We start from the raw sequence: 20,591 nt of genomic DNA on the forward strand, positions 1-20,591 counted from the left end.
CCATGTGGCGACGCATCACCCTGTCACGAAAGATTAAGCATTTCCTTGCCGACCGGCCGCGTGATGCAGGGCGTGCCTGCGCGCCGGGCGCTGGTCTCGGGCGCGGCGCTGCGGCAGGTTTGGCTACCACGTTCGAGGATATCTGCCATGGATTATCGCCGTCTCGGCCGCTCCGGCCTCAAGGTCTCGCCGCTCTGCCTGGGCACGATGATGTTCGGCGGCCCGACTGAGGAGGCGACGTCCCGCCGCATCATCGACAGCGCGCGCGAGGCCGGGATCAATTTCATCGACACGGCCGATGTCTATAACGAGGGCCGCTCCGAGGAAGTCACCGGCCGTGCCATCGCCGCCCATCGCTATGACTGGGTGCTGGCGACGAAGGTCGCGAACGTGATGGGACAGGGGCCGATGAATGGCGGGCTGTCGCGGCGCTGGGTCCTGCGCGCCTGCGAGGACAGTCTGCGCCGGCTCGGCACCGAGACCATCGACATCTACTACCTCCACAAGGAGGATCACACGACGCCGCTGGCGGAGACGGTGCACGCGATCGCCGATCTCGTGCGGCAGGGGAAGATCCGGCATTTCGGCGTCTCGAACTATCGCGCCTGGCGGCTGGCCGAGATCTGCCGGCTCTGCGACGAGTTGGGCATCGACCGGCCCGTCGTCAGCCAGCCCTATTACAACGCGATGAACCGCATGCCGGAGGTCGAGCATCTGCCGGCCTGCGGCTATTTCGGCCTTGGCGTCGCGTCCTATTCACCCTTGGCGCGTGGCGTTCTCACCGCGAAATACGCGCCGGGCCAGGCGCCGGCGGAGGGTACGCGCGCCGGGCGCGGCGACCGACGGATGATGCAGGCGGAATGGCGCGAGGAGAGCCTGATCATCGCCCAGACCATCAAGGAGCATGCCGCGCGCAAGGGGCTGACGCCGATCCAGTTCGCGGTGCGCTGGGTGCTGAACAATGCCTTCGTCACGGCGGCGATCGCGGGGCCGCGCACCTTCGAGCAGTGGGAAGCCTATCTCGCCGCGCTCGATGCCGGGTTCGACGCGGAGGACGAGGCGCTGATCGATGGGCTGGTGCCGGCGGGGCATCCCTCGACGCCGGGCTACAGCGATCCGGCCTATCCGCTGGAGGGGCGCGTCAGCCGCGTCTGAGTGACGGGCCGTTCAGTTCATCATGCAGAAGCCGTTGACCACGACATCCGTCTGGCACCACGGCTTCTTGGCTTCGCCGTTCGCCGAGAGGCGCAAGGGCAAAGGCTCTTCGCGCTGCTGATGGGTTGCCGCCGGGGGGAAAGGCACGCGCTCGGGCTTGCCGGTTGCGGCCTGCGCGCGGCTTGCGCCCGCGGCGATGCCGGGTACGACGACGACGCTCCGGCTGGTCGTTGCGGATGAGCCGGAGCTGCGCCCGCCGGAACGGAACTTGGCGGCCTCGGCCTGGACAGGCAGCAAGGTGGCGGTCGCGAGCAGGCAGGCGAGGGCGGCGATGCGGCGCATGAGGACGGTCTCCCGGTTGCCGACAGGATGCCGCGATCTGCCGCAACGACAAGGAAAGCCTGGAATCAGCCTCAGCGAGGCGTTAACGCCGCTCCTCAGGCGGCTGCTAGACGCCGGGTGAGACTGTCCCATGCGGCCATGGCACCCTGCGCGATCGTCTCCAGCATCGGGCGTGAGGCACCGTCGCGAGCCTGGATCGACATGCCCTGCTGGACGGTGACGTAGTAGCTCGCGATCCCCGGCAGATCGAGCGATGCCGGCAATTCGCCCTCAGTGATGGCCCGCCGCAGCCGTTCCTCGATCATGCTGACGCTGCCGGCTCGCATCTCGCGCAGGATGCGGCTGGTCTCGTCGCCGACCCCGACGGCGTTGACGGCCGAGAGCACCACCATGCAGCCGGGCGGCCGGCCGGGGCGGGTGAAGGTTCTGGCGCTCGCCATGAGATAGCCCTCGATCGCCGCGCGCGCCGTCGGCTCGTTCTGCAGTGGCGCGAGGATGTCGTCGCTCTCGGTCGCGGCGAAGTGGTGGATGGCCGCGCGATAAAGTTCCTCCTTGCTGCCGAAGGCGGCGTAGAGGCTCGGCGAATTGATGCCCATCGCCTCGGTGAGGTCGCTCATCGACGCCGCCTGGTAGCCGCGCTCCCAGAAGACGTCCATGGCGCGCTCCAGCGCGGCCTGCCGGTCGAAACTGCGTGGGCGGCCCCGTTCGGCCATGAATCCGCCTCCTCGAAATTATTTTGTGACGGTCGTTATATATTTCTCTTGACGCCTGCAGGCAAGCGCAGCATTTATTATGTATCGATCATCACATAAATGGAGTTTGCCATGTCACGCCTTGCCGGAAAGCGCGCGCTCGTCACCGGCGGCAGCCGCGGAATCGGCGCCGCCATCGCCTGCAGGCTCGCTGCCGAGGGAGCCGATGTCGCGCTGACCTATGAGCGTTCCGCCGACAAGGCGGCCGCCGTCGTGACGGAGATCGAGGCGCTGGGCCGCAAGGGCTTCGCCATCGCGGCCGACAGCGCCGACCCTGCCGCGGTGACACGCGCGGTCGATGATGCCGCCAGGGCGCTCGGGGGGCTCGATATCCTCGTCAACAATGCCGGGATCTATCGCGGCGGCCCGGTCGCGGAGTGGAGCCTCGCCGATATCGACGCGACGCTCGCCGTCAATGTCCGCGCCGTGGTGCTCGCATCGCAGGCTGCGGCGGCGCATCTGGGCGAGGGCGGGCGGATCATCTCGACCGGCTCGTGCCTTGCCGACCGGGTCGTCGAGCCCAATGTCACGCTTTATGCGATGAGCAAGGCGGCGCTGATCGGCTTCACCAAGGGGCTGGCGCGCGATCTCGGCCCGCGTGGCATCACAGTCAATATCGTTCATCCCGGCTCGACCGATACCGACATGAACCCGGCCGGCGGCCCCGGAGCGGACGCCCAGCGGGCGCGCATGGCGATCCCGCGCTATGGCCAGCCCGAGGATATCGCCGGGCTCGTCGCCTATCTCGCCAGCGAGGAGGCGCGCTTCATCACCGGTGCGGGCTTCGCCATCGACGGCGGCGTGAACACCTGACGCCGCCGGCCTAGTGCCCGGGCAGGACGATCATGGTGGGCTTGGCCGGCAGCGTCGCCTTGGCCAGCGTGATCGTTGGCTGCTCGCGGCGCTCGACCGGCCAGATGTCCTGCGTGCGGGCGAGGAAGCGGTTCAGCGTGCCGCCGCCGAAGAAATGCATGGGGATCATCACCCGCGCCTGGATCGATTTCAGCACGTCCAGCATCCCGGTCTGGTCCAGCGTGTAGCTGCCGTCGACCGGGAAGAGCACGATGTCGACCCGGCCGAGCGCGCGCAGATGGCCGGGCTCCAGCGGGTGATGCAGATGGCCGAGATGGGCGATGCAGAGCTCGCCGATCTCGAAGACGAAGATCGAGTTGCCGTCATAGTCCGTCCCGCCCTCATAGGTGCGGATGTTGGTCGGCACGTTGCGAGCGCGGACATCACTGAGCGTCAGGTCGTGCTGCGCGGCGCCCCGGCCGGACATGTCCCAGCCGGGCAGGACATGCTTGATGGCGGGGTCCGGGCTGCGCGAGTTATGGGTGGAATGCGCCTTGTTCATCGTGGCGATGTCGGGTGTCACCGGCGGGCGGACATAATCGTTGTAGTCGGTCGCGATCTTCACGCCGCCCGGCGTCTCGATCAGGAAAGTGGCGTGGCCGACGAAGGTCAGCCTTGCCTCGTCCTTTGCCAGTTGCACCCGGTGGATGGGCAGGCCGAGGCTCGCCATCTCGGGCCGGCAGCCGGGTTCGTTCGACTGGGCGCGGGCTGGAGCGAAGCCCAGGGCAGCGCTCAGTACGATGCCGGCGAAAGCCGATAACCCGAAGGTGCGCGACAGATTCATCGTCCGGCTCCGGTTGCGCGTTGCCCGCAACGATCAGGCAAAGGACGGGCCTTGAAAAGCGCGCTGGCGGTTTCGTGAACCGTTACACAGGCGCGGAGCGTCGGATCTCGACCGTCGCGGTCGCGAGACGGCGGTAGAGCTTCCTGCGTCGCAGGATCGGAACCCAGTCGTAGAGGAACATCTCGGCCGGGCGCCAGATCACCACCCAGCCGATGATGATCAGGCTTTCCTGAAACAGGCGGGCGAAGGGACCTTCATAGGCCTTCGTCAGCAGCCAGCTCAGGAACAGGCAGGCGGCGAGACCGACGAAGCCGATGGCGAAGGCGAGGCGGCCGTCATGGAACAGTTCGCGCAGCGCATGGGTCTCCGCCTTCGCCCGGCCGGCGAACCAGCCGGTGATGGCGTTGGCGAGATCGGGAACCGGCCTGTCGGGCGCATCGGGCCTTTCGAGATGAATCACGATCGCGATCGGCTCGTCCTTCGGCAGGTCGCGGGCCCAGTCGACGATGTATTCCTCAGCCTCGGGTGCGAGGTCACCCTCGCGGAAGGGGAAAGGGTCGAGCGTGTTGAAGAGCTGGGCGCCGTCGCGCAGCCTCAGCGCCACTGTCGTCCTGCCGTCCCGGTCCTCCATCGCGAAACCCCTCCCGCTGTCGCAGGCCGGCATTGTTCCGGACAGGTCCCGCCTCCGCAATGCGCCGGATGCGGTTGCGGGCGGCGCGGCTCACCGCTACATAGCGGCCAGATTTCCCGACATCCTTGTCGCAAGCGTTCGAAAGCGGAGCCCGCTCGCCCCATGTCCCGCCAGTTCATCTACCATATGCGCGGCCTGTCCAAGACCTATCCGGGCGGCAAGCAGGTGCTGAAGGACATCCACCTGTCCTTCTATCCGGACGCCAAGATCGGCGTGCTCGGCGTCAACGGCGCCGGTAAGTCGACCCTGCTCAAGATCATGGCCGGCATGGACAAGGAATGGACCGGCGAGGCCTGGGTCGCGGAAGGCGCGCGCGTCGGCTATCTGCCGCAGGAGCCGAAGCTCGATGAGACGCTGACCGTCCGCGAGAACGTCATGCTCGGCGTCGCGCCCCAGAAGGCGATCCTCGACCGCTACAACGAGCTCGCCATGAACTACTCGGACGAGACCGCCGACGAGATGACCAATCTCCAGGACGAGATCGAGGCCAAGGGGCTGTGGGATCTCGATTCCAAGGTCGATCAGGCGATGGACGCGCTGCGCTGCCCGCCGGACGACTGGCAGGTCGACAAACTCTCGGGCGGCGAGCGCCGCCGTGTCGCCATGTGCAAACTCCTGCTGGAACAGCCCGAGCTGCTGCTGCTCGACGAGCCGACCAACCATCTCGACGCCGAGACCACCGCCTGGCTCGAAGGGCATCTCAGGACCTATCCGGGCGCGATCCTGATCGTCACCCACGATCGCTACTTCCTCGACAACGTCACCAGCTGGATCCTCGAGCTCGATCGCGGCCAGGGCATTCCCTACGAGGGCAACTACTCGGCCTGGTCGGTGCAGAAGCAGAAGCGCCTCGCCCAGGAAGGCCGCGAGGACGCCTCGCGCCAGAAGACCCTGGAGCGCGAAGCCGAGTGGATGGCGGCTTCGCCGAAGGCCCGCCAGGCCAAGAGCAAGGCCCGCATCCAGCGCTATGACGAGCTGGTGCAGAAGGCCAATAACAAGGGCCCTGATACCGCGCAGATCATCATCCCGATCGCCGAGCGGCTGGGCAACAACGTCGTCGATTTCGAGGGGCTCTCGAAGGGCTTCCAGGACAAGCTCCTGATCGACGATCTCTCGTTCAAGCTGCCGCCGGGCGGCATCGTCGGCGTGATCGGCCCCAACGGCGCCGGCAAGACCACGCTGTTCAAGATGATCACCGGCGTCGAGAAGCCGGATGCCGGCACGATCAAGGTCGGCGAGAGCGTCCAGCTCGGCTATGTCGACCAGAGCCGCGACTCGCTCGACGACAAGAAGAACGTCTGGGAGGAGATCTCCGGCGGCAACGACATCATCTATCTCGGCAAGAAAGAGATCAATTCGCGGGCCTATTGCTCGGCCTTCAACTTCAAGGGCGGCGACCAGCAGAAGAAGGTCGGCTCGCTCTCCGGCGGTGAGCGCAACCGCGTCCACCTCGCCAAGATGCTGAAGTCCGGCGCCAACCTGCTGTTGCTCGACGAGCCGACCAACGACCTCGACGTCGATACGCTGCGGGCGCTTGAAGAGGCGCTTGAGGATTACGCCGGCTGCGCCGTGATCATCAGCCACGATCGCTGGTTCCTCGACCGCATCGCGACCCATATCCTCGCCTTCGAAGGCGACAGCCATGTCGAGTGGTTCGAGGGCAATTTCGCCGATTACGAGGAAGACAAGAAGCGCCGCCTCGGCATCGACTCGACCATTCCAAAGCGCATCCAGTACAAGAAGTTCTCGCGCTGAGTGCTTGATATCTGACTCAAAAAGCCCCGCGGTGCCGCAAGGTCCGCGGGGCTTTTTCATGTGTTGCTTTAAGGCGCATGCCTGCGCGATGAAGCGGTTCAGTGCTACAGAAGCTGGACTACAGTCGCGCCCCGGCTTCAACTGACAGCATGCTCGCCCTCGATCATCTCACCGTCATCGCGCCCACGCTCGCCGAAGGCGTAGCGCATGTGCGCGATTGCCTCGATCTCGAGGTGCCCTTCGGGCAGCGGCACGGCTATATGGGGACCTGGAACCACCTGCTTCAGCTCGGTGGCACGGTCTATCTGGAGATCGTCGCGCTCGATCCCGACGGGGTGCATCCCGGGCGCGCGCGCTGGTTCGGGCTTGATAACCAGAAGCAGGTCAGGCGGGATTGGGATGCCGGCCGCCGCCTGCGTGGCTGGGTCGCCCGGGCCGATGGGATCGATGACGTCCTGAAAGGTCGGGAGGCGATCTTCGGCCGCAAGGTCGGGCTGCCGACGGATGATCCCGTCTTCGATTTCGCCATTCCCGATGACGGCTCTTTGCCTTGGGGCGGGGCGGCTCCCTCGATCATCGACCGGCGTGGCAAGCCGCGCTCGATGGCGACGATCGCCGATTTGGGCGCGCGCTTGCGCGGGTTCTCGCTGGAGCATCCGGAGGCCGGGAAGGTCTCGGCGCTTTTGCACGAACTGGCCGTCGAACGGCCGCCCGGCGTCACCTACGAGGCCGAACTGCGCTATCGCGCACAGATCGACACGCCCGGCGGTCTCAGGGAATTATCCTGAACACATCGGAAAGTGATCGCGAGGCATTTTCCTTTGGAATTAGCGTAATTTAGCTGGCGTCCCGAGTGACAAGCAGGTCCGCCATGCGGTTTCCGTCTGACGACTTAAGTTATGTTTAAGGCAGCGGCTCCTAGGAGCAGAGTCGCGTCCAAAGCAATTCTACGCCTTGGAACTGATAAATCCGATCTGGAACTGGTCAAGTTATTGATCGTGTTCTTGCTGCCATGACGTGAAGGTTGATTATGACTAGTCAGTATATCCAGGGTATGGTGCAGGATGTGAAGGAAGGTGGCCTCTCGCGGCGCTCCTTCATCCAGAAGATGGCGGCGCTGGGCATCACCGCGCCGATCGCGACCCAGATCCTCTCCTGGAACGATGTCGCGATGGCCAATGCCACGCTCGAGTACAAGCCGACCAAGGCTGGCGGCGGCGGCCCGCTGAAGATGCTGCTCTGGCAGGCTCCGACGCTGCTGAACCCGCATTTCGCCTCGGGCACCAAGGACCAGATCGCCTCGCGCGTGTTCTACGAGCCGCTCGCCGGTTGGGACAAGGAAGGCAACCTGATCCCGCAGCTTGCGGCGGAAGTCCCGACCAAGGCCAATGGCGGCCTGTCCGAGGACGGCACGACCGTCATCTGGAAGCTGAAGAAGGACGTGAAGTGGCATGACGGCAAGCCGTTCACGGCCGACGACGTCGTCTTCACCTGGGAATATGCGGCCGACCCGGCGACCGCGGCCTATACCACCGGCGCCTACAAGGACATCAAGGTCGAGAAGATCGACGATTTCACCGTCAAGGTGATCTTCGCCAAGCCGACCCCGTTCTGGGCTGACCCCTTCGTCGGCGTCGCCGGCATGATCATCCCGAAGCATCATTTCGGCGAGTACAAGGGTTCCAAGTCGCGCGAGGCTCCGGCCAACCTGAAGCCCGTCGGCACCGGCCCGTACAAGTTCGCCGACTTCAAGCCGGGCGACATCCTGTCGGGCACCCGCAATGAGAGCTACCACGTCGCCAACCGCCCGCATTTCGACACGTTCGAGATCAAGGGCGGCGGTGATGCCGTCTCCGCGGCGCGCGCCGTCCTGCAGACCGGCGAGTACGACTACGCCTGGGACACGCTGGTCGAGGACGAGGTCCTCAAGCGCATGGAGACCGGTGGTCGCGGCAAGATCAGCGCGGCTGCTGCCGGCGACATCGAGTTCGTCACGCTGAACACGACCGATCCGTGGACGGAAGTCGATGGCGAGCGTTCGAGCGTCAAGACCAAGCACCCGACGCTGAGCGACCCGGCCGTGCGCCAGGCGATCAACCTGCTGATCGACCGCGACTCGATCCAGAAGTTCATCTATGGCCGCGCTGGTGCTGCCACGGCGAGCTTCGTCAACGAGCCGAAGCAGTTCAAGTCGACCAAGCTCAAGTACGAGTTCAGCATCGAGAAGGCCAACAAGATCCTCGACGATGCCGGCTGGAAGAAGGGCTCGGACGGCATCCGCGAGAAGGACGGCAAGAAGCTCAAATATGTCTTCCAGACCTCGATCAACGCTCCGCGCCAGAAGGTGCAGGCCATCATCAAGCAGGCGTGCCAGCGCGCCGGCATCGATATCGAGCTGAAGTCGGTCACCGCTTCGGTGTTCTTCTCGTCGGACGTCGCCAACCCCGACACCTACACCAAGCTGTATGTCGACATGGAGATGTACACCACGACGCAGCCGCAGCCCGATCCGGAGCGCTTCCTCAACCAGTTCACCTCGTGGGAAGTCGCCAACAAGGAGAACAAGTGGCTGGGCCGCAACGTCTCGCGTTACACCGACCCGGCTGCCGACGAGGCCTACAAGGCCGCCCAGAAGGAACTCGACCCTGCCAAGCGCGCAGCGCTCCTGATCAAGGTCAACGAGATCTTCTGCGAGGCCAACGTCATCCTGCCGATCCTGTCGCGCAAGAAGGTGGTCGCCGCGTCGAACACCCTCTCGCATGACCATTCGGGCTGGGATGTCGACACCTGGAACCTCGCGTCCTGGTATCGCGTCTGATCCGGAAATCGGTCCCTTGCGGAGAGTGATCTCCGCAAGGGCTATTCAATGAAGAAGGCCCGGCGGATCGCATCCGCCGGGCCTTCTGTCGTCTTGCGGCGCGGTCTGGCCGGAACCGGTTACTTCGCGTCCTCGGCGAGGGTATGGGCCACGATAGCATTGGCGTGCCCGTGGCCCATGCCGTGCTCCGTCTTGAGCATCGTCACGAGTTCCATATGCTTCGCGGGGAGGCGGGCACGTACCATCGCCTTCCATTCGGTGATCGGGCGGCCGTACTTCTTCTCGATGGAGGGGAAGTAGGACGCGGGTCCCTTGACCGGCTGCTCTGACATCTCGGATTTCCTGCGGAGCCAAATTCAGGCCGTGGTCAGCCGCTTGATCGCCCCGGCGCGGCCGCCGACGAGGATGCGCTCGTCGACATCCTTGATGTCGCGCAGGCCGCAGAGCGCCATGGTGGTGTCGAGTTCCTTGCGGATGATGTCGAGCGCGGCTGTGACGCCCTGCTCGCCCATGGCGCCCAGCCCGTAGAGGAAGGCGCGGCCTATGAAGGTGCCATGCGCGCCGAGCGCGATCGCCTTCAACACGTCCTGGCCCGAGCGGATGCCGCCGTCGAACAAGACCTCGATACGGTTGCCGACCTGCTCGACGATGCCCGGCAAGGCCTCGATCGAGGAGAGCGCGCCGTCGAGTTGGCGGCCGCCATGGTTCGAGACGATCAGTGCGTCGGCGCCACTCTTGGCTGCCATTTCAGCATCTTCCGGATCGAGGATGCCCTTGAGGATCAGCTTGCCGCCCCACTGGTCCTTGATCCACTGGACGTCGTCCCAGTTCAGCTTCGGGTCGAACTGGCTCGCCGTCCAGGAGGAGAGCGAGGACATGTCGGCGACGCCGATGACATGGCCGACGATGTTGCCGAACTGCCGGCGCGGCGTGTCCAGCATCTTCAGGCACCAGCGTGGCTTGAAGGCGAGGTTGATCAGGTTGGCGAGCGTCGGCTTCGGCGGGGCAGAGAGGCCGTTGCGGATATCCTTGTGGCGCTGGCCGAGAATCTGCAGGTCGAGCGTCAGCACCAGCGCCGAGCAGCCGGCCTTCTTGGCGCGCTGGATCAGGCGGGAGATGAAGTCGCGATCCTTCATCACATAGAGCTGGAACCAGAACGGCGCCTGGGTGTGGTTCGCGACATCCTCGATCGAGCAGATGCTCATGGTCGAGAGCGTGAAGGGCACGCCGGCCTTGGCAGCGGCCTTGGCGGCGAGGATCTCGCCATCGGCGTGCTGCATGCCGGTGAGGCCGGTAGGCGCGAGCGCGACGGGCATCGTCACCGGCTGGCCGATCATCTCCGAGGCGAGCGAGCGATTGGTCATGTCGACGGCGACACGCTGGCGCAGCTTGACCTTGGCGAAGTCGGTCTCGTTGGCGCGGTAGGTGCCCTCGGTCCAGGCGCCGGAATCGGCGTAGTCGTAGAACATGCGCGGCACGCGGCGCTTGGCCAGAAGGCGCAGGTCTTCGATGGTCAGGGGCTGGGCCATGTCTCGTCTCGCCGTTGGCGTCCCGTCTAGTCCTTCGGGCTTGCTCGCATGATGACGGGCAGGGTGCAACCGTTACGCCGCACCGAAGGCATGCGTCAGGACACCGCCATGTAGCGGCCGGGCTTGTGGTTCATGCCGAGGATGGCGTTGAGCACGAGCGTACCGACGAGCGAGAGCGCGACCTTGTCGGGCGGCAGCACGAAAAGCGCGGCGGCGAAGATCGCGGCGTCGATGCCCAGCTGAACCCAGCCGGCGCGCAGGCCATGGCGCTCCTGCAGATAGAGCGCGAGGATGTTGACCCCGCCGATCGCCGTACGGTGGCGCGCGAGCGCCAGCAGGCCGAGCCCCATCGCGACGCCGCCGGCGATGGCGGCGTAGAGCGGCGCCACCGCCTCGATGCGGAACCAGCCCGGCGTCGCCCAGACGAAGACCGAGACGAGGCCGACGGCGGCGAAGGTGCGCAAGGTGAAGGGCAGGCCCATCCGCCGGAAGGCGAGCCAGTAGAAGGGCAGGTTGATGACGAAGAAGAGCAGGCTGAAATCCGCCCCCGTGCCGAATTGCAGCAGGAGGGCGAGCCCGGCCGCGCCGCCGGTCAAGAGCGTCGCCTTCGCGAACAGGACGATGCCGAAGCTGATCATCAGCGTGCCCAGCGGCAGGGCGAGGAGGTCTTCGTAGAAGCGGTGCTGCTGCGGCATGGCGGCGCTGACGGTTTGGGACATTGCGAGGCCTGTATCGGCTGGCGGCTTCCGGCGCCAGAGGTCTAGCAAGGATCGCGCCGGATAGGGGCGCCTGGCGGGATGCGGTCGTTGAGGGCCCGATGCCTCTGGATGGGTGTGCCGATGGAGGAAAATGGCCTGTGCCGTCCCGTCGCTCGAGACGACTGGCCATGATCGGGACCGATCGTCGGAAGGTCGCGAGCTTGTTGGCTGGCGGCGGGGCAGGAAGGGTTTCGCCAAGATGACGTTCGAGGCCGGCGAGACCGCCGTCATCGGCTTGAGGTTGAGCAGGCAAGGACACGGCAATCATCGCGGGTGGAGGCGCTGGGTCGTGCCTCCCAACGAAGCGAAAGCCTGTCCGAGTGACTCTTCTCGCGCCGGTGCCAAGATATGGATCGCGTTGACAAAATCTTGAAAGCAGGAGGCGGTGCCTGCCTGTCCTTTCATCTCGACAAGGACAGGTTTTCGGTCAATCCTGCCTTGCCGGCATAGGAGCCATGCGCCCTGTGCCAGCATGAGACGCTTTGGCTTCGAGGGATGTGGCGATGGCGACCGGAACCGTGAAGTGGTTCAATACTGAGAAGGGTTTCGGCTTCATTCAACCGGCGGACGGCGGCAAGGATGTGTTCGTGCACATCACGGCCGTGAAAGAGGCCGGAATGATGACGCTGACGGAAGGGCAGAAGGTTTCGTTCGAGCTGAAGACCGAGCGCGGCAAGACGGCCGCGGGCGACCTGAAAGTACTCTGAGACCATTCTGTTGCCGTAGGGCTCGCCTGCCGCGCGCGGCGGGGTGTTGGCGGGCGCGCGCCTGAAAATGACGACCGGACCGGCGTTATCGCCGCCTGTCCGGCGCGATGGTTCTTGACGCGACATGATGCGCGCCGAAAGCCCCGTCCAGGCCCGGCCTGCGGGGTTTTGGATGTTGGCATCCGGGGGAATGCGCGGAGCCGGACGGCGTTCGCAGTCGACGGCTGCGTGCCGGTGTCGAGATCGATGCCGATGATGTCGAACAGAGACGACCTCGCGCTGCCCCGCTCCGCGCACGGGTATCTGGGGGTCTGTTCCGCTTGGACGCCGCCTGATCGCCGTGCGTCCGGGGACGCGCGGCGATCCAGCTCTCTGTTTCAGCATCGATTCATCCGAAAGGTCGGTTCCACTTTTCGGTTCGATGCTTGAGGGCGGAGGCCTGCCTGTTCGGCCTGTGCGAAGTCGGCACCTGCGCGCCTGACGAACCCGTAACGGCCCGGGGCGCGAAACCCGCAATCCCCTCCGGCCCACGATGCCTCGCGAAGCCCTCCCGGTCGGATGGGACGCGTGCAGGATAGGGGAGCGGGGAGTGGGGCGGGGATAAGTTCTGCGGGGCCGCCACTTTCTCCCCTCGCATCAAATTCGGGTTCTTTTGGAACTCCTGCTCATTTCGGGTCGAGCTGAAATCGGGGGCTTAAACCGGCCTCGATGAGCGTGAGCAGCACGACGGGAAAAATCCGTGTTCGGTCGATCTTGGAGCTTCGGTCACTCGACTCTATGGGCCGATTGCCATTTGACGACATGTCGTGGCGATCATGGTCGTGTGAACCACATCCGCTTCAGCTGGCCATTTCGCAACACGAACTGGTGAAACATCGCTGCAATGGCATGGATTGCTGCCAGGCAGATAAGGCCATTCGCTGCAAGCTCATGCCACCCGTTAATGGATCGCCGAAGAGCCCTGTCGTCTGCTGCGAATGCCGGTATCTGGACTAAGCCGAAAAGGTCCCAGCCGCGCGCAGTGACATTCGCGATTCCAGCCACGAGCGTCGCTGCGAGGAGCAGGTAAAGCAGGCCATGGACGAGGTGTTCGGCGATCTTCAGCAAACCTGAGTTGACGGAGGCCAGATGTGCGCCTGCGAACTGCCTCCAAACCACACGCGTACAATAAACAAGGATGAGCAACGCGCCCATTGCGATATGGGCAGACCACATGCCGTGCCGCAACGCCTGTGGAAGCAAAGATTCGCTTTGCGCCATGAGCCAGAGCAGCAAGACAAGTGCCGCCGTTATCCAGTGGAAGCTGACACTCGTGTTGTCATAGTGATTTTCGTCAGAACGGTTCTGCATCGCCGCGTTCGCCTTTTGCTTACGCCCCGCCGATCAAAATGCCCGTTGCCAGGACGAGCATGCCGCCAAGAATGATCTGGAACATGGCCCGGCCTATCGGGGTTTCCATGTAGCGGTTCTGTATCCAGACAATCACCCAGAGCTCCACAAACACCACACAGAGCGCGATGGCCGTCGCGGTCCAGAAGTGCGGGATGAGGTACGGCAGGGCATGGCCGAGGCCGCCGACAGCAGTCATGACACCCGATGCCAGCCCGCGCTTCCACGGTGCTCCGCGGCCGGATAACTTGCCGTCGTCATGGGCGGCCTCGGTAAACCCCATGGAAATGCCAGCGCCAATGGATGCCGACAGGCCGATCAAGAAGGTTGTCCAAGGGTTCTGCGTTGCGAACGCAGTGGCGAAGATCGGGGCCAAGGTTGAGACTGAGCCGTCCATCAGGCCCGCAAGCCCCGGCTGAACCCATGTCAGTACGAATTGGCGCTTGGCATGCTCCGTTTCGGCCTGCCCTTCGTCGCCTTTCGAAAGGCCCTCGTGCAGCGCCGTTGCCTTGCGCTCATGGGTGGCTTCTGCGGCGGCAAGATCCCCGAGGAGCTTACGTGTCTCGACATCGGTGCTGCGCGACGCAGCCAGCCGATAGAAGGCCTCTGCTTGCCGCTCCATGTCGGCGGCATCGGCTCGTGCACGCTCCAATGGCAGGGATTTCACCAGCCACAAAGGGCGCCGCGTGTAGAAGCCTTCAACATGCTCGCGACGAATGGGAATGATCGTCGAACCGAACTTGCGGACATAAAGGTCGAGCAAGAGGCGCCGATGTTCGTTCTCTTCGGCTGCCATGGCGTCAAACATTGCAGCCGAGGCCGGAAATTTCTCATTCAGATTGGCCGCGTAGGCGGCGTAGATGCGCTCATCCTCTTCCTCCGCGAGTATGGCGAGCGACAACACCTCTTGCGCGCTGAGATCGTCAAACCTGCGGCGGGCTGGCCGAAAGATGGGGAAGAGAGCGGGCATTGCGGCACCTGCGCGAGCGATCATTGGTCATTGTTTAGAATAATTCTAATCTAGTGTCCAGGGCGTGCGCGACCGCTCTGTCGCCTCAGAATGAAGGTCGAAAGCGACTGCTGTGGATCAAGATCAGGCCTGAACGGCCTTCGTGCCACGCGTCCCAGTGAGGTCTAAGGGGCAGTCCGCTCTCTCGCGAAGAGGTCCGGCGCTGGCATCGGCGGCGGTGCAAGTCCTGATCTGTCAGCGCCACATATTGGCACCTTCTCCCGCAGGAGCGGTTGTGGATTGCGTCCTATCTTCCGCACGACAATCCGCTTGCACGAACGGCGTGTTCGATATAAAGATATCTTTATATCTTTTTCCTTGTCGATAGAGGACGCCAGCGCGTGCGGCAGCCGACGACATTGTCTTCCGACGTGCTTCTCGCTGGTCTCAGGGCCGCCGGCGAGGAGACGCGGCTGCGCATTCTCGCGCTGCTCTCCGAGGGCGAGCTCTCGGTCTCCGATCTCACCGACATTCTCGGCCAGTCGCAGCCGCGCATCTCGCGTCATCTCAAGCTCTTGGCCGAGGCCGGGCTGGTCCGGCGTTCGCGCGAAGGCGCCTGGGCCTTCTTCCGGCTCGACGAGACCGGGCCGGGCGGGGCTTTCGCCGCGTCGCTCGCCGCCTGGCTCGACCTGAGCGATCCGGTGCTTGCGGCCGATCGCGAGCGGCTCGCTGCCGTCCGGACGACGCGAGCCGAGGCCGCGCAAAACTATTTCGCCAGCGTCGCGCGTGACTGGGACCGGTTGCGTGGGCTGCATGTGCCTGACCATGCCGTGGAGGCTGCGGTCGAGGAGGCCGTCGGCGAGGGCTCGCCCGGCGCGATGCTCGATCTCGGCACCGGCACGGGGCGGATGCTGGAGCGGATCGCGCCGAAATTCGGCCGCGCCGTCGGGGTCGATGCCAACCATGCGATGCTGGCGGTGGCGCGAGCCAATCTGGAGCAGGCGGGTCTGTCGCGCGTCGAGCTTCGGCAGGGCGATATCTATGCATTGCCCTTCGCGCGCGGCTCCTTCGATCTCGTCGTGATCCATCAGGTGCTGCATTTCCTCGACGATCCCGGCCGGGCCGTGCGCGAGGCCGCCGCGATGCTGGCGCCCGGCGGGCGCCTGATCGTCGTCGATTTCGCGCCGCACGAGATGGAATTCCTGCGGACCGAGCATGCGCATCGTCGGCTCGGCTTCTCCCGCCAGCAGATCGCGGCCTGGTTCGCCGAGGCCGGCCTGTCCTGCGATCTTTCCCGTGAAGTTACCCTTGCCGATGGCGGCTCGGGCCAGCTCCCGGTCATGCTCTGGCGTGGCCGCGACCGGCGCGTCCAGGCCGATCCGCCGGTCCGCACGATCAATCTCGAGGTTGCGTGATGAATGCTTTCCGCCCCAGCCGCCACGGCTCGCGCCGTCCGCGCGTCTCCTTCGAATTCTTCCCGCCGAAGACGGAGGAGATGGAGGTTGCGCTGTGGGACAGCGTGCGCCGGCTCGAGCCGCTCGGCCCCAGCTTCGTCTCGGTGACCTACGGCGCCGGCGGCTCCACCCGCGAGCGCACTCACGCGACCGTCAAGCGCATGGTCGACGAGACCGCGCTGAAGCCGGCCGCGCATCTCACCTGCGTCTCGGCCTCGAAGGCCGAGGTCGACGAGGTCATCCGATCCTATTGGGATGCCGGCGTGCGCCATGTCGTGGCCCTGCGCGGCGACCCGGCCGGCGGGCTCGGTACGGCTTACGAGCCGCATCCTGAGGGCTATCACCAGACCTCTGATCTCGTCGCCGGCCTGAAGCGCATCGGCGACTTCGAGGTCACGGTCTCGGCCTATCCCGAGAAGCACCCGGAAGCCGCCTCGCTCGATGCCGATATCGATGCGCTCAAGAAGAAGGTCGATGCCGGCGCGACGCGGGCGATCACCCAGTTCTTCTTCGATAACGACGTCTATTTCCGCTATCTCGACAAGGTGCGCGCGCGCGGCATCGAGATCCCGATTCTGCCCGGCATCGTGCCCGTCCAGAACTTCAAGCAGACCGCGAATTTCGCCCGCAAGACCGGCGCCAGCGTGCCGCAATGGCTGGCCGACCGGTTCGAGGGGCTGGAGGACGACGTCGCGACGCGCCGCCTCGTCGCCGCCGCCGTCTGCGCCGAGCAGGCCCTCGACCTGATCGACCGCGGCGCGACCGACCTGCATTTCTACACGATGAACAAGGCCGACCTCGTCTATGCCATCTGCCATCTCGTGGGGTTGAAGCCCGAGAAGCCGGCGGCGCAGGCCGTGGCGGCGGAGTAAGCCTATGTCCGACTTCATTCCCGCTCCCGTTGATGGCGCCGAGATCGAGCGCTCGCTGCGCCAGGCCGCGCGCGAACGCATCCTCGTGCTCGACGGCGCGATGGGCACGCAGATCCAGAACCTGAAGCTCTCCGAAGCCGATTTCCGCGGCGAGCGCTTCAAGGGCTTCAACCACGACCTCAAGGGCAATAACGACATCATCGCCCTGACGCAGCCCGAGGCGCTGCGCGACATCCATCTCGCCTATTTCCGGGCCGGCGCCGATATCGTCGAGACCAATACCTTCTCGGGCACCTCGATCGCCCAGGCCGATTACGGCATGGAAGCGATCGTCTATGAGCTGAACGTCGCCTGTTCGCGCGTCGCCCGCGAGGCGGCCGCGATCGCCGAGAGGGAAGACGGGCGTCGCCGCTTCGTCGCCGGCGCGATCGGCCCGACCAACCGCACGCTCTCGATCTCGCCCGACGTCAACAATCCCGGCTTCCGCGCCGTGAGCTTCGATCAGGTGCGCGATTCCTATGCCGAGCAGGTCAGGGGCCTGATCGACGGCGGCTCCGAACTGCTGCTGATCGAGACGATCTTCGACACGCTCAACGCCAAAGCCGCGATCGTCGCGATCGAGCAGGTCTATCGCGAGAAGGGCATCCGCCTGCCGGTAATGATCTCCGGCACGATCACCGATCTCTCGGGCCGCACGCTCTCGGGCCAGACGGTCGAGGCGTTCTGGAACGCGGTGCGCCATGCAGCCCCGCTGACCATCGGCCTCAACTGCGCGCTCGGCGCGCGCGAGATGCGGGCGCATATCAAGGACATGTCGCGCATCGCCGACACGCTGGTCTGCGCCTATCCGAATGCCGGCCTGCCCAACGAATTCGGCCTCTATGACGAACGCCCCGAGGCGACGGCCAAGATGCTGGCCGAGTTCACCGATGCCGGCTTCGTCAACATGGTCGGCGGCTGCTGCGGCACCACGCCCGACCATATCCGCGCCATCGCCGAGGCGGTCGCCGGCAAGGCACCGCGCCAGATTCCCGAGGTGAAGCCCTGGCTCAGGCTTGCGGGGCTGGAGCCGTTCACGCTCGACGAGACCATTCCGTTTGTGAACGTGGGCGAGCGCACGAATGTCACCGGCTCGGCCAAGTTCCGGAAGCTGATCACCAATGGCGACTATGCCGCCGCGCTCGACGTGGCGCGGGACCAGGTCGCCAACGGCGCGCAGGTCATCGACATCAACATGGACGAGGGCCTGCTCGATTCCGAGAAGGCGATGACCGAGTTCTGCAACCTGATCGCCTCCGAGCCGGATATCTCGCGCGTGCCGATCATGGTCGACTCGTCGAAATTCCCGGTGATCGAGGCTGGCCTCAAGACCATCCAGGGCAAGCCGATCGTCAACTCGATCTCGATGAAGGAGGGTGAGGAAGCCTTCCTCGAACAGGCGCGCATCTGCCGGCAATACGGCGCGGCGGTCGTCGTGATGGCCTTCGACGAGGTCGGGCAGGCCGACACGTTCCAGCGCAAGATCGAGATCTGCACGCGGGCCTACAAGCTGCTGACCGAGACGATCGGCTTCCCGCCCGAGGATATCATCTTCGACCCGAACATCTTCGCGGTGGCGACGGGCATCGAGGAGCACGACAACTACGGCAACGACTTCATCGACGCGACCCGCGCGATCCGCGAGACCCTGCCGCATGCCCATATCTCGGGCGGCGTCTCGAACTTGTCCTTCTCGTTCCGCGGCAACGAGAAGGTGCGCGAGGCGATGCACTCCGTGTTCCTCTACCACGCCATCAAGGCGGGGATGGACATGGGCATCGTCAATGCCGGCCAGCTCGGCTCCTATGACGATCTCGATCCGGAGCTGCGCGAGCTCTGCGAGGATGTCGTCCTCAACCGCCGCAAGGATTCGACCGAGCGCCTGCTGGAGGCTGCCCCTCGCTTCAAGGGCGATGGTTCGGTCGCGGCTTCGGGTAAGGACCTCGCCTGGCGCGAACTCCCGGTCGAGAAGCGGCTGGAGCACGCGCTGGTCGCGGGTATCACCGAGTTTATCGATATCGATACCGAAGAGGCGCGGCTGAACGCCGCCAAGCCGCTGCATGTCATCGAAGGCCCGCTGATGGCCGGCATGAACGTGGTCGGCGATCTGTTCGGTGCGGGCAAGATGTTCCTGCCGCAGGTGGTGAAGTCGGCCCGCGTGATGAAGCAGGCCGTCGCCTATCTCATGCCCTATATGGAGGAGGAGAAGCGCCTCAACGGCGGCTCCGAGCGCTCGGCCGCCGGCAAGGTGCTGATGGCGACGGTGAAGGGCGATGTCCACGACATCGGCAAGAACATCGTCGGCGTCGTGCTCCAGTGCAACAATTACGAGGTGATCGACCTCGGCGTGATGGTGCCGACCCAGAAGATTCTGGAGACGGCGCGCAAGGAGAAGGTCGACATCATCGGGCTCTCCGGGCTGATCACGCCCTCACTCGACGAGATGGTCACCGTCGCCTCCGAGATGGAGCGCGAGGGTTTTGACATCCCGCTGCTGATCGGCGGGGCGACGACCAGTCGCGTCCATACCGCGGTGAAGATCCACCCGGCCTATGAGAAAGGCCAGGCGGTGCATGTGAACGACGCCTCGCGCGCCGTCGGCGTCGTCTCCAGCCTGCTCTCGTCGGAGCAGAAGCCGGGTTACGTGGCGGGCGTGCAGGCGGAATACGCCAAGGTTGCCGAGGCGCATCGCCGCTCGGAAGCCGACAAGCAGCGCCTGCCGCTGGCCCGTGCCCGCGCCAACGCCTTCAAGCCGGATTGGGCGAATTATGTCCCGCCGAAGCCGAGTTTCCTCGGCACGCGTACGTTCCGTACCTTCGATATCGCCGATCTCGTGCCGGTGATCGACTGGACGCCGTTCTTCCAGACCTGGGAATTGAAGGGCCGCTTCCCGGCGATCCTGCAGGACGAGAAGCAGGGCGAGGCGGCGCGCGCGCTCTGGGACGATGCTCAGGCGATGCTGAAGCGCATCGTCGAGGAACGTTGGTTCAATCCGAAGGCGGTGATCGGCTTCTGGCCGGCCAATGCCGTCGGCGACGATATCCGCCTCTATACCGGCGAGAGCAGGCAGGAACAGCTCGCGACCTTCCACGGCCTGCGCCAGCAGCTCTCGAAGCGCGACGGCAAGCCGAATATGTGCCTGTCCGATTTCGTCGCGCCGGAAGGCGTGGCGCCCGATTATATCGGCGCCTTCGCCGTCACGGCCGGGGCGGAGGAAGAGCGCATCTCCGAGAAGTTCGCGCGCGACAATGACGACTACCGCTCGATCATGGTCAAGGCGCTGGCGGACCGCTTCGCCGAGGCCTTCGCCGAGCGCATGCACCAGCTCGTGCGCAAGGAATTCTGGGGCTATGCGCCGGACGAGACCTTCACCAACGAGGATCTGATCCGCGAGGAATATCAGGGCATCCGCCCGGCGCCGGGCTATCCGGCCCAGCCCGACCATACCGAGAAGGAAACGCTCTTCCGGCTGCTCGAAGCCGAACGCCGCGTCGGCGTGAAGCTGACCGAGAGCTATGCGATGTGGCCGGGCTCCTCGGTCTCCGGGCTCTATTTCGCGCACCCGGAGGCCTACTACTTCGGCGTCGCCAAGGTGGAGCGCGATCAGGTCGAGGATTATGCGCAGCGCAAGGGCATGACGATCGAGGAGGTCGAGCGCTGGCTCGCGCCGATCCTCAACTACGACACGTCAGCCTATCGCCTGCAGGCGGCGGAGTAGTTGCCTTCCATCGCAGCGGCGGGCATC

At 65.0% G+C, this 20,591-nt stretch carries 19 protein-coding genes; 9 read left to right on the forward strand and 10 right to left on the reverse strand.

Annotated elements, in window-relative coordinates:
• Positions 1–23 precede the first annotated feature (23 nt).
• Positions 24–149, reverse strand: a complete 126-nt coding sequence (locus ACODTJ_RS04995) for a hypothetical protein (RefSeq protein WP_454656107.1) — start codon at positions 147–149, stop codon at positions 24–26.
• Between ACODTJ_RS04995 and ACODTJ_RS05000 the strand changes: the two genes are divergently transcribed.
• Positions 148–1,155 carry an aldo/keto reductase gene (locus ACODTJ_RS05000; protein ID WP_454656108.1) on the forward strand — a complete coding sequence of 336 codons (1,008 nt, stop codon included), beginning with the start codon at positions 148–150 and terminating at the stop codon, positions 1,153–1,155. The genes ACODTJ_RS04995 and ACODTJ_RS05000 overlap by 2 nt on opposite strands.
• Before the next feature lie 12 nt (positions 1,156–1,167).
• Here the strand turns inward: ACODTJ_RS05000 and ACODTJ_RS05005 are convergent, their stop codons facing one another.
• Both ACODTJ_RS05005 and ACODTJ_RS05010 read right to left on the reverse strand, forming a co-directional pair.
• Positions 1,168–1,497 carry a hypothetical protein gene (locus ACODTJ_RS05005; protein ID WP_454656109.1) on the reverse strand — a complete coding sequence of 110 codons (330 nt, stop codon included), beginning with the start codon at positions 1,495–1,497 and terminating at the stop codon, positions 1,168–1,170.
• 95 nt (positions 1,498–1,592) lie between these two features.
• Entirely contained in the window at positions 1,593–2,210 is a 618-nt protein-coding gene (locus ACODTJ_RS05010; RefSeq protein WP_454656110.1) for a TetR/AcrR family transcriptional regulator, read from the reverse strand.
• Positions 2,211–2,321: 111 nt separating this feature from the next.
• Between ACODTJ_RS05010 and ACODTJ_RS05015 the strand changes: the two genes are divergently transcribed.
• Positions 2,322–3,062, forward strand: coding sequence for an SDR family NAD(P)-dependent oxidoreductase (locus ACODTJ_RS05015; RefSeq protein ID WP_454656111.1), 741 nt, complete (start codon positions 2,322–2,324; stop codon positions 3,060–3,062).
• 10 nt (positions 3,063–3,072) lie between these two features.
• Here the strand turns inward: ACODTJ_RS05015 and ACODTJ_RS05020 are convergent, their stop codons facing one another.
• Together ACODTJ_RS05020 and ACODTJ_RS05025 are read right to left on the reverse strand one after the other, a co-directional pair.
• Positions 3,073–3,885: an MBL fold metallo-hydrolase gene (locus tag ACODTJ_RS05020; protein ID WP_454656112.1), complete on the reverse strand. Its 813-nt coding sequence runs from the start codon at positions 3,883–3,885 to the stop codon at positions 3,073–3,075.
• An 82-nt stretch (positions 3,886–3,967) separates the two neighbouring features.
• The gene (locus ACODTJ_RS05025; RefSeq protein WP_454656113.1) at positions 3,968–4,516 is read right to left on the reverse strand and encodes a hypothetical protein; all 549 of its coding nucleotides are present in this window, start codon (positions 4,514–4,516) and stop codon (positions 3,968–3,970) included.
• Positions 4,517–4,678: 162 nt separating this feature from the next.
• Between ACODTJ_RS05025 and ettA the strand changes: the two genes are divergently transcribed.
• The 3 genes from ettA (at position 4,679) to ACODTJ_RS05040 (ending at position 9,149) form a co-directional block, all read left to right on the forward strand.
• Entirely contained in the window at positions 4,679–6,331 is a 1,653-nt protein-coding gene (gene ettA, locus ACODTJ_RS05030; RefSeq protein WP_454656114.1) for an energy-dependent translational throttle protein EttA, read from the forward strand.
• A gap of 149 nt (positions 6,332–6,480) precedes the next feature.
• Positions 6,481–7,119: a VOC family protein gene (locus ACODTJ_RS05035; RefSeq protein WP_454656115.1), complete on the forward strand. Its 639-nt coding sequence runs from the start codon at positions 6,481–6,483 to the stop codon at positions 7,117–7,119.
• 242 nt (positions 7,120–7,361) lie between these two features.
• Positions 7,362–9,149 (forward strand): peptide ABC transporter substrate-binding protein, encoded by a 1,788-nt coding sequence (locus tag ACODTJ_RS05040; protein WP_454656116.1) that lies wholly within the window; start codon positions 7,362–7,364, stop codon positions 9,147–9,149.
• 119 nt (positions 9,150–9,268) lie between these two features.
• Here the strand turns inward: ACODTJ_RS05040 and ACODTJ_RS05045 are convergent, their stop codons facing one another.
• From ACODTJ_RS05045 to ACODTJ_RS05055, 3 genes are all read right to left on the reverse strand, one after another.
• Positions 9,269–9,481: a DUF4287 domain-containing protein gene (locus ACODTJ_RS05045; RefSeq protein ID WP_454656117.1), complete on the reverse strand. Its 213-nt coding sequence runs from the start codon at positions 9,479–9,481 to the stop codon at positions 9,269–9,271.
• Between the two features lie 24 nt (positions 9,482–9,505).
• Entirely contained in the window at positions 9,506–10,678 is a 1,173-nt protein-coding gene (locus tag ACODTJ_RS05050; RefSeq protein WP_488847770.1) for an alpha-hydroxy acid oxidase, read from the reverse strand.
• 95 nt (positions 10,679–10,773) lie between these two features.
• On the reverse strand, positions 10,774–11,397 hold the full coding sequence (locus tag ACODTJ_RS05055) for a YitT family protein (RefSeq protein WP_454656119.1): 624 nt from the start codon (positions 11,395–11,397) through the stop codon (positions 10,774–10,776).
• Positions 11,398–11,939: 542 nt separating this feature from the next.
• Here ACODTJ_RS05055 and ACODTJ_RS05060 point away from each other — a divergent pair.
• Entirely contained in the window at positions 11,940–12,143 is a 204-nt protein-coding gene (locus ACODTJ_RS05060; protein ID WP_199091797.1) for a cold-shock protein, read from the forward strand.
• Between the two features lie 813 nt (positions 12,144–12,956).
• Here the strand turns inward: ACODTJ_RS05060 and ACODTJ_RS05065 are convergent.
• Together ACODTJ_RS05065 and mbfA are read right to left on the reverse strand one after the other, a co-directional pair.
• On the reverse strand, positions 12,957–13,493 hold the full coding sequence (locus tag ACODTJ_RS05065; protein ID WP_454656120.1) for a cytochrome b: 537 nt from the start codon (positions 13,491–13,493) through the stop codon (positions 12,957–12,959).
• A gap of 19 nt (positions 13,494–13,512) precedes the next feature.
• On the reverse strand, positions 13,513–14,502 hold the full coding sequence (gene mbfA / locus ACODTJ_RS05070; protein WP_454656121.1) for an iron exporter MbfA: 990 nt from the start codon (positions 14,500–14,502) through the stop codon (positions 13,513–13,515).
• 380 nt (positions 14,503–14,882) lie between these two features.
• On the opposite strand from mbfA, the gene ACODTJ_RS05075 reads away from it, so the two are divergent.
• The 3 genes from ACODTJ_RS05075 to metH are packed head-to-tail and all read left to right on the forward strand — an operon-like array spanning position 14,883 to position 20,564.
• A complete protein-coding gene (locus ACODTJ_RS05075) occupies positions 14,883–15,896 on the forward strand; it encodes an ArsR/SmtB family transcription factor (protein ID WP_454656122.1) in 1,014 nt (337 codons plus the stop codon).
• Positions 15,896–16,807 carry a methylenetetrahydrofolate reductase [NAD(P)H] gene (metF, locus tag ACODTJ_RS05080; RefSeq protein WP_488847772.1) on the forward strand — a complete coding sequence of 304 codons (912 nt, stop codon included), beginning with the start codon at positions 15,896–15,898 and terminating at the stop codon, positions 16,805–16,807. The genes ACODTJ_RS05075 and metF overlap by 1 nt, the downstream gene beginning before the upstream one ends.
• Positions 16,808–16,811: 4 nt before the next feature.
• Positions 16,812–20,564 (forward strand): methionine synthase, encoded by a 3,753-nt coding sequence (gene metH / locus ACODTJ_RS05085; protein WP_454656124.1) that lies wholly within the window; start codon positions 16,812–16,814, stop codon positions 20,562–20,564.
• Positions 20,565–20,591 lie beyond the last annotated feature (27 nt).

Source organism: Allobosea sp. FG18 (genome assembly GCF_057809495.1).

Bases quoted from the DNA above. Each gene is read 5' to 3' on its own strand.
- ACODTJ_RS05000 (WP_454656108.1), top strand. From the start codon at position 148: ATGGATTATCGCCGTCTCGGCCGCTCCGGCCTCAAGGTCTCGCCGCTC.
- ACODTJ_RS04995 (WP_454656107.1), bottom strand. From the start codon at position 149: ATGGCAGATATCCTCGAACGTGGTAGCCAAACCTGCCGCAGCGCCGCG.
- ACODTJ_RS05005 (WP_454656109.1), bottom strand. From the start codon at position 1,497: ATGCGCCGCATCGCCGCCCTCGCCTGCCTGCTCGCGACCGCCACCTTG.
- ACODTJ_RS05010 (WP_454656110.1), bottom strand. From the start codon at position 2,210: ATGGCCGAACGGGGCCGCCCACGCAGTTTCGACCGGCAGGCCGCGCTG.
- ACODTJ_RS05015 (WP_454656111.1), top strand. From the start codon at position 2,322: ATGTCACGCCTTGCCGGAAAGCGCGCGCTCGTCACCGGCGGCAGCCGC.
- ACODTJ_RS05020 (WP_454656112.1), bottom strand. From the start codon at position 3,885: ATGAATCTGTCGCGCACCTTCGGGTTATCGGCTTTCGCCGGCATCGTA.
- ACODTJ_RS05025 (WP_454656113.1), bottom strand. From the start codon at position 4,516: ATGGAGGACCGGGACGGCAGGACGACAGTGGCGCTGAGGCTGCGCGAC.
- ettA (WP_454656114.1), top strand. From the start codon at position 4,679: ATGTCCCGCCAGTTCATCTACCATATGCGCGGCCTGTCCAAGACCTAT.
- ACODTJ_RS05035 (WP_454656115.1), top strand. From the start codon at position 6,481: ATGCTCGCCCTCGATCATCTCACCGTCATCGCGCCCACGCTCGCCGAA.
- ACODTJ_RS05040 (WP_454656116.1), top strand. From the start codon at position 7,362: ATGACTAGTCAGTATATCCAGGGTATGGTGCAGGATGTGAAGGAAGGT.
- ACODTJ_RS05045 (WP_454656117.1), bottom strand. From the start codon at position 9,481: ATGTCAGAGCAGCCGGTCAAGGGACCCGCGTCCTACTTCCCCTCCATC.
- ACODTJ_RS05050 (WP_488847770.1), bottom strand. From the start codon at position 10,678: ATGGCCCAGCCCCTGACCATCGAAGACCTGCGCCTTCTGGCCAAGCGC.
- ACODTJ_RS05055 (WP_454656119.1), bottom strand. From the start codon at position 11,397: ATGTCCCAAACCGTCAGCGCCGCCATGCCGCAGCAGCACCGCTTCTAC.
- ACODTJ_RS05060 (WP_199091797.1), top strand. From the start codon at position 11,940: ATGGCGACCGGAACCGTGAAGTGGTTCAATACTGAGAAGGGTTTCGGC.
- ACODTJ_RS05065 (WP_454656120.1), bottom strand. From the start codon at position 13,493: ATGCAGAACCGTTCTGACGAAAATCACTATGACAACACGAGTGTCAGC.
- mbfA (WP_454656121.1), bottom strand. From the start codon at position 14,502: ATGCCCGCTCTCTTCCCCATCTTTCGGCCAGCCCGCCGCAGGTTTGAC.
- metF (WP_488847772.1), top strand. From the start codon at position 15,896: ATGAATGCTTTCCGCCCCAGCCGCCACGGCTCGCGCCGTCCGCGCGTC.
- metH (WP_454656124.1), top strand. From the start codon at position 16,812: ATGTCCGACTTCATTCCCGCTCCCGTTGATGGCGCCGAGATCGAGCGC.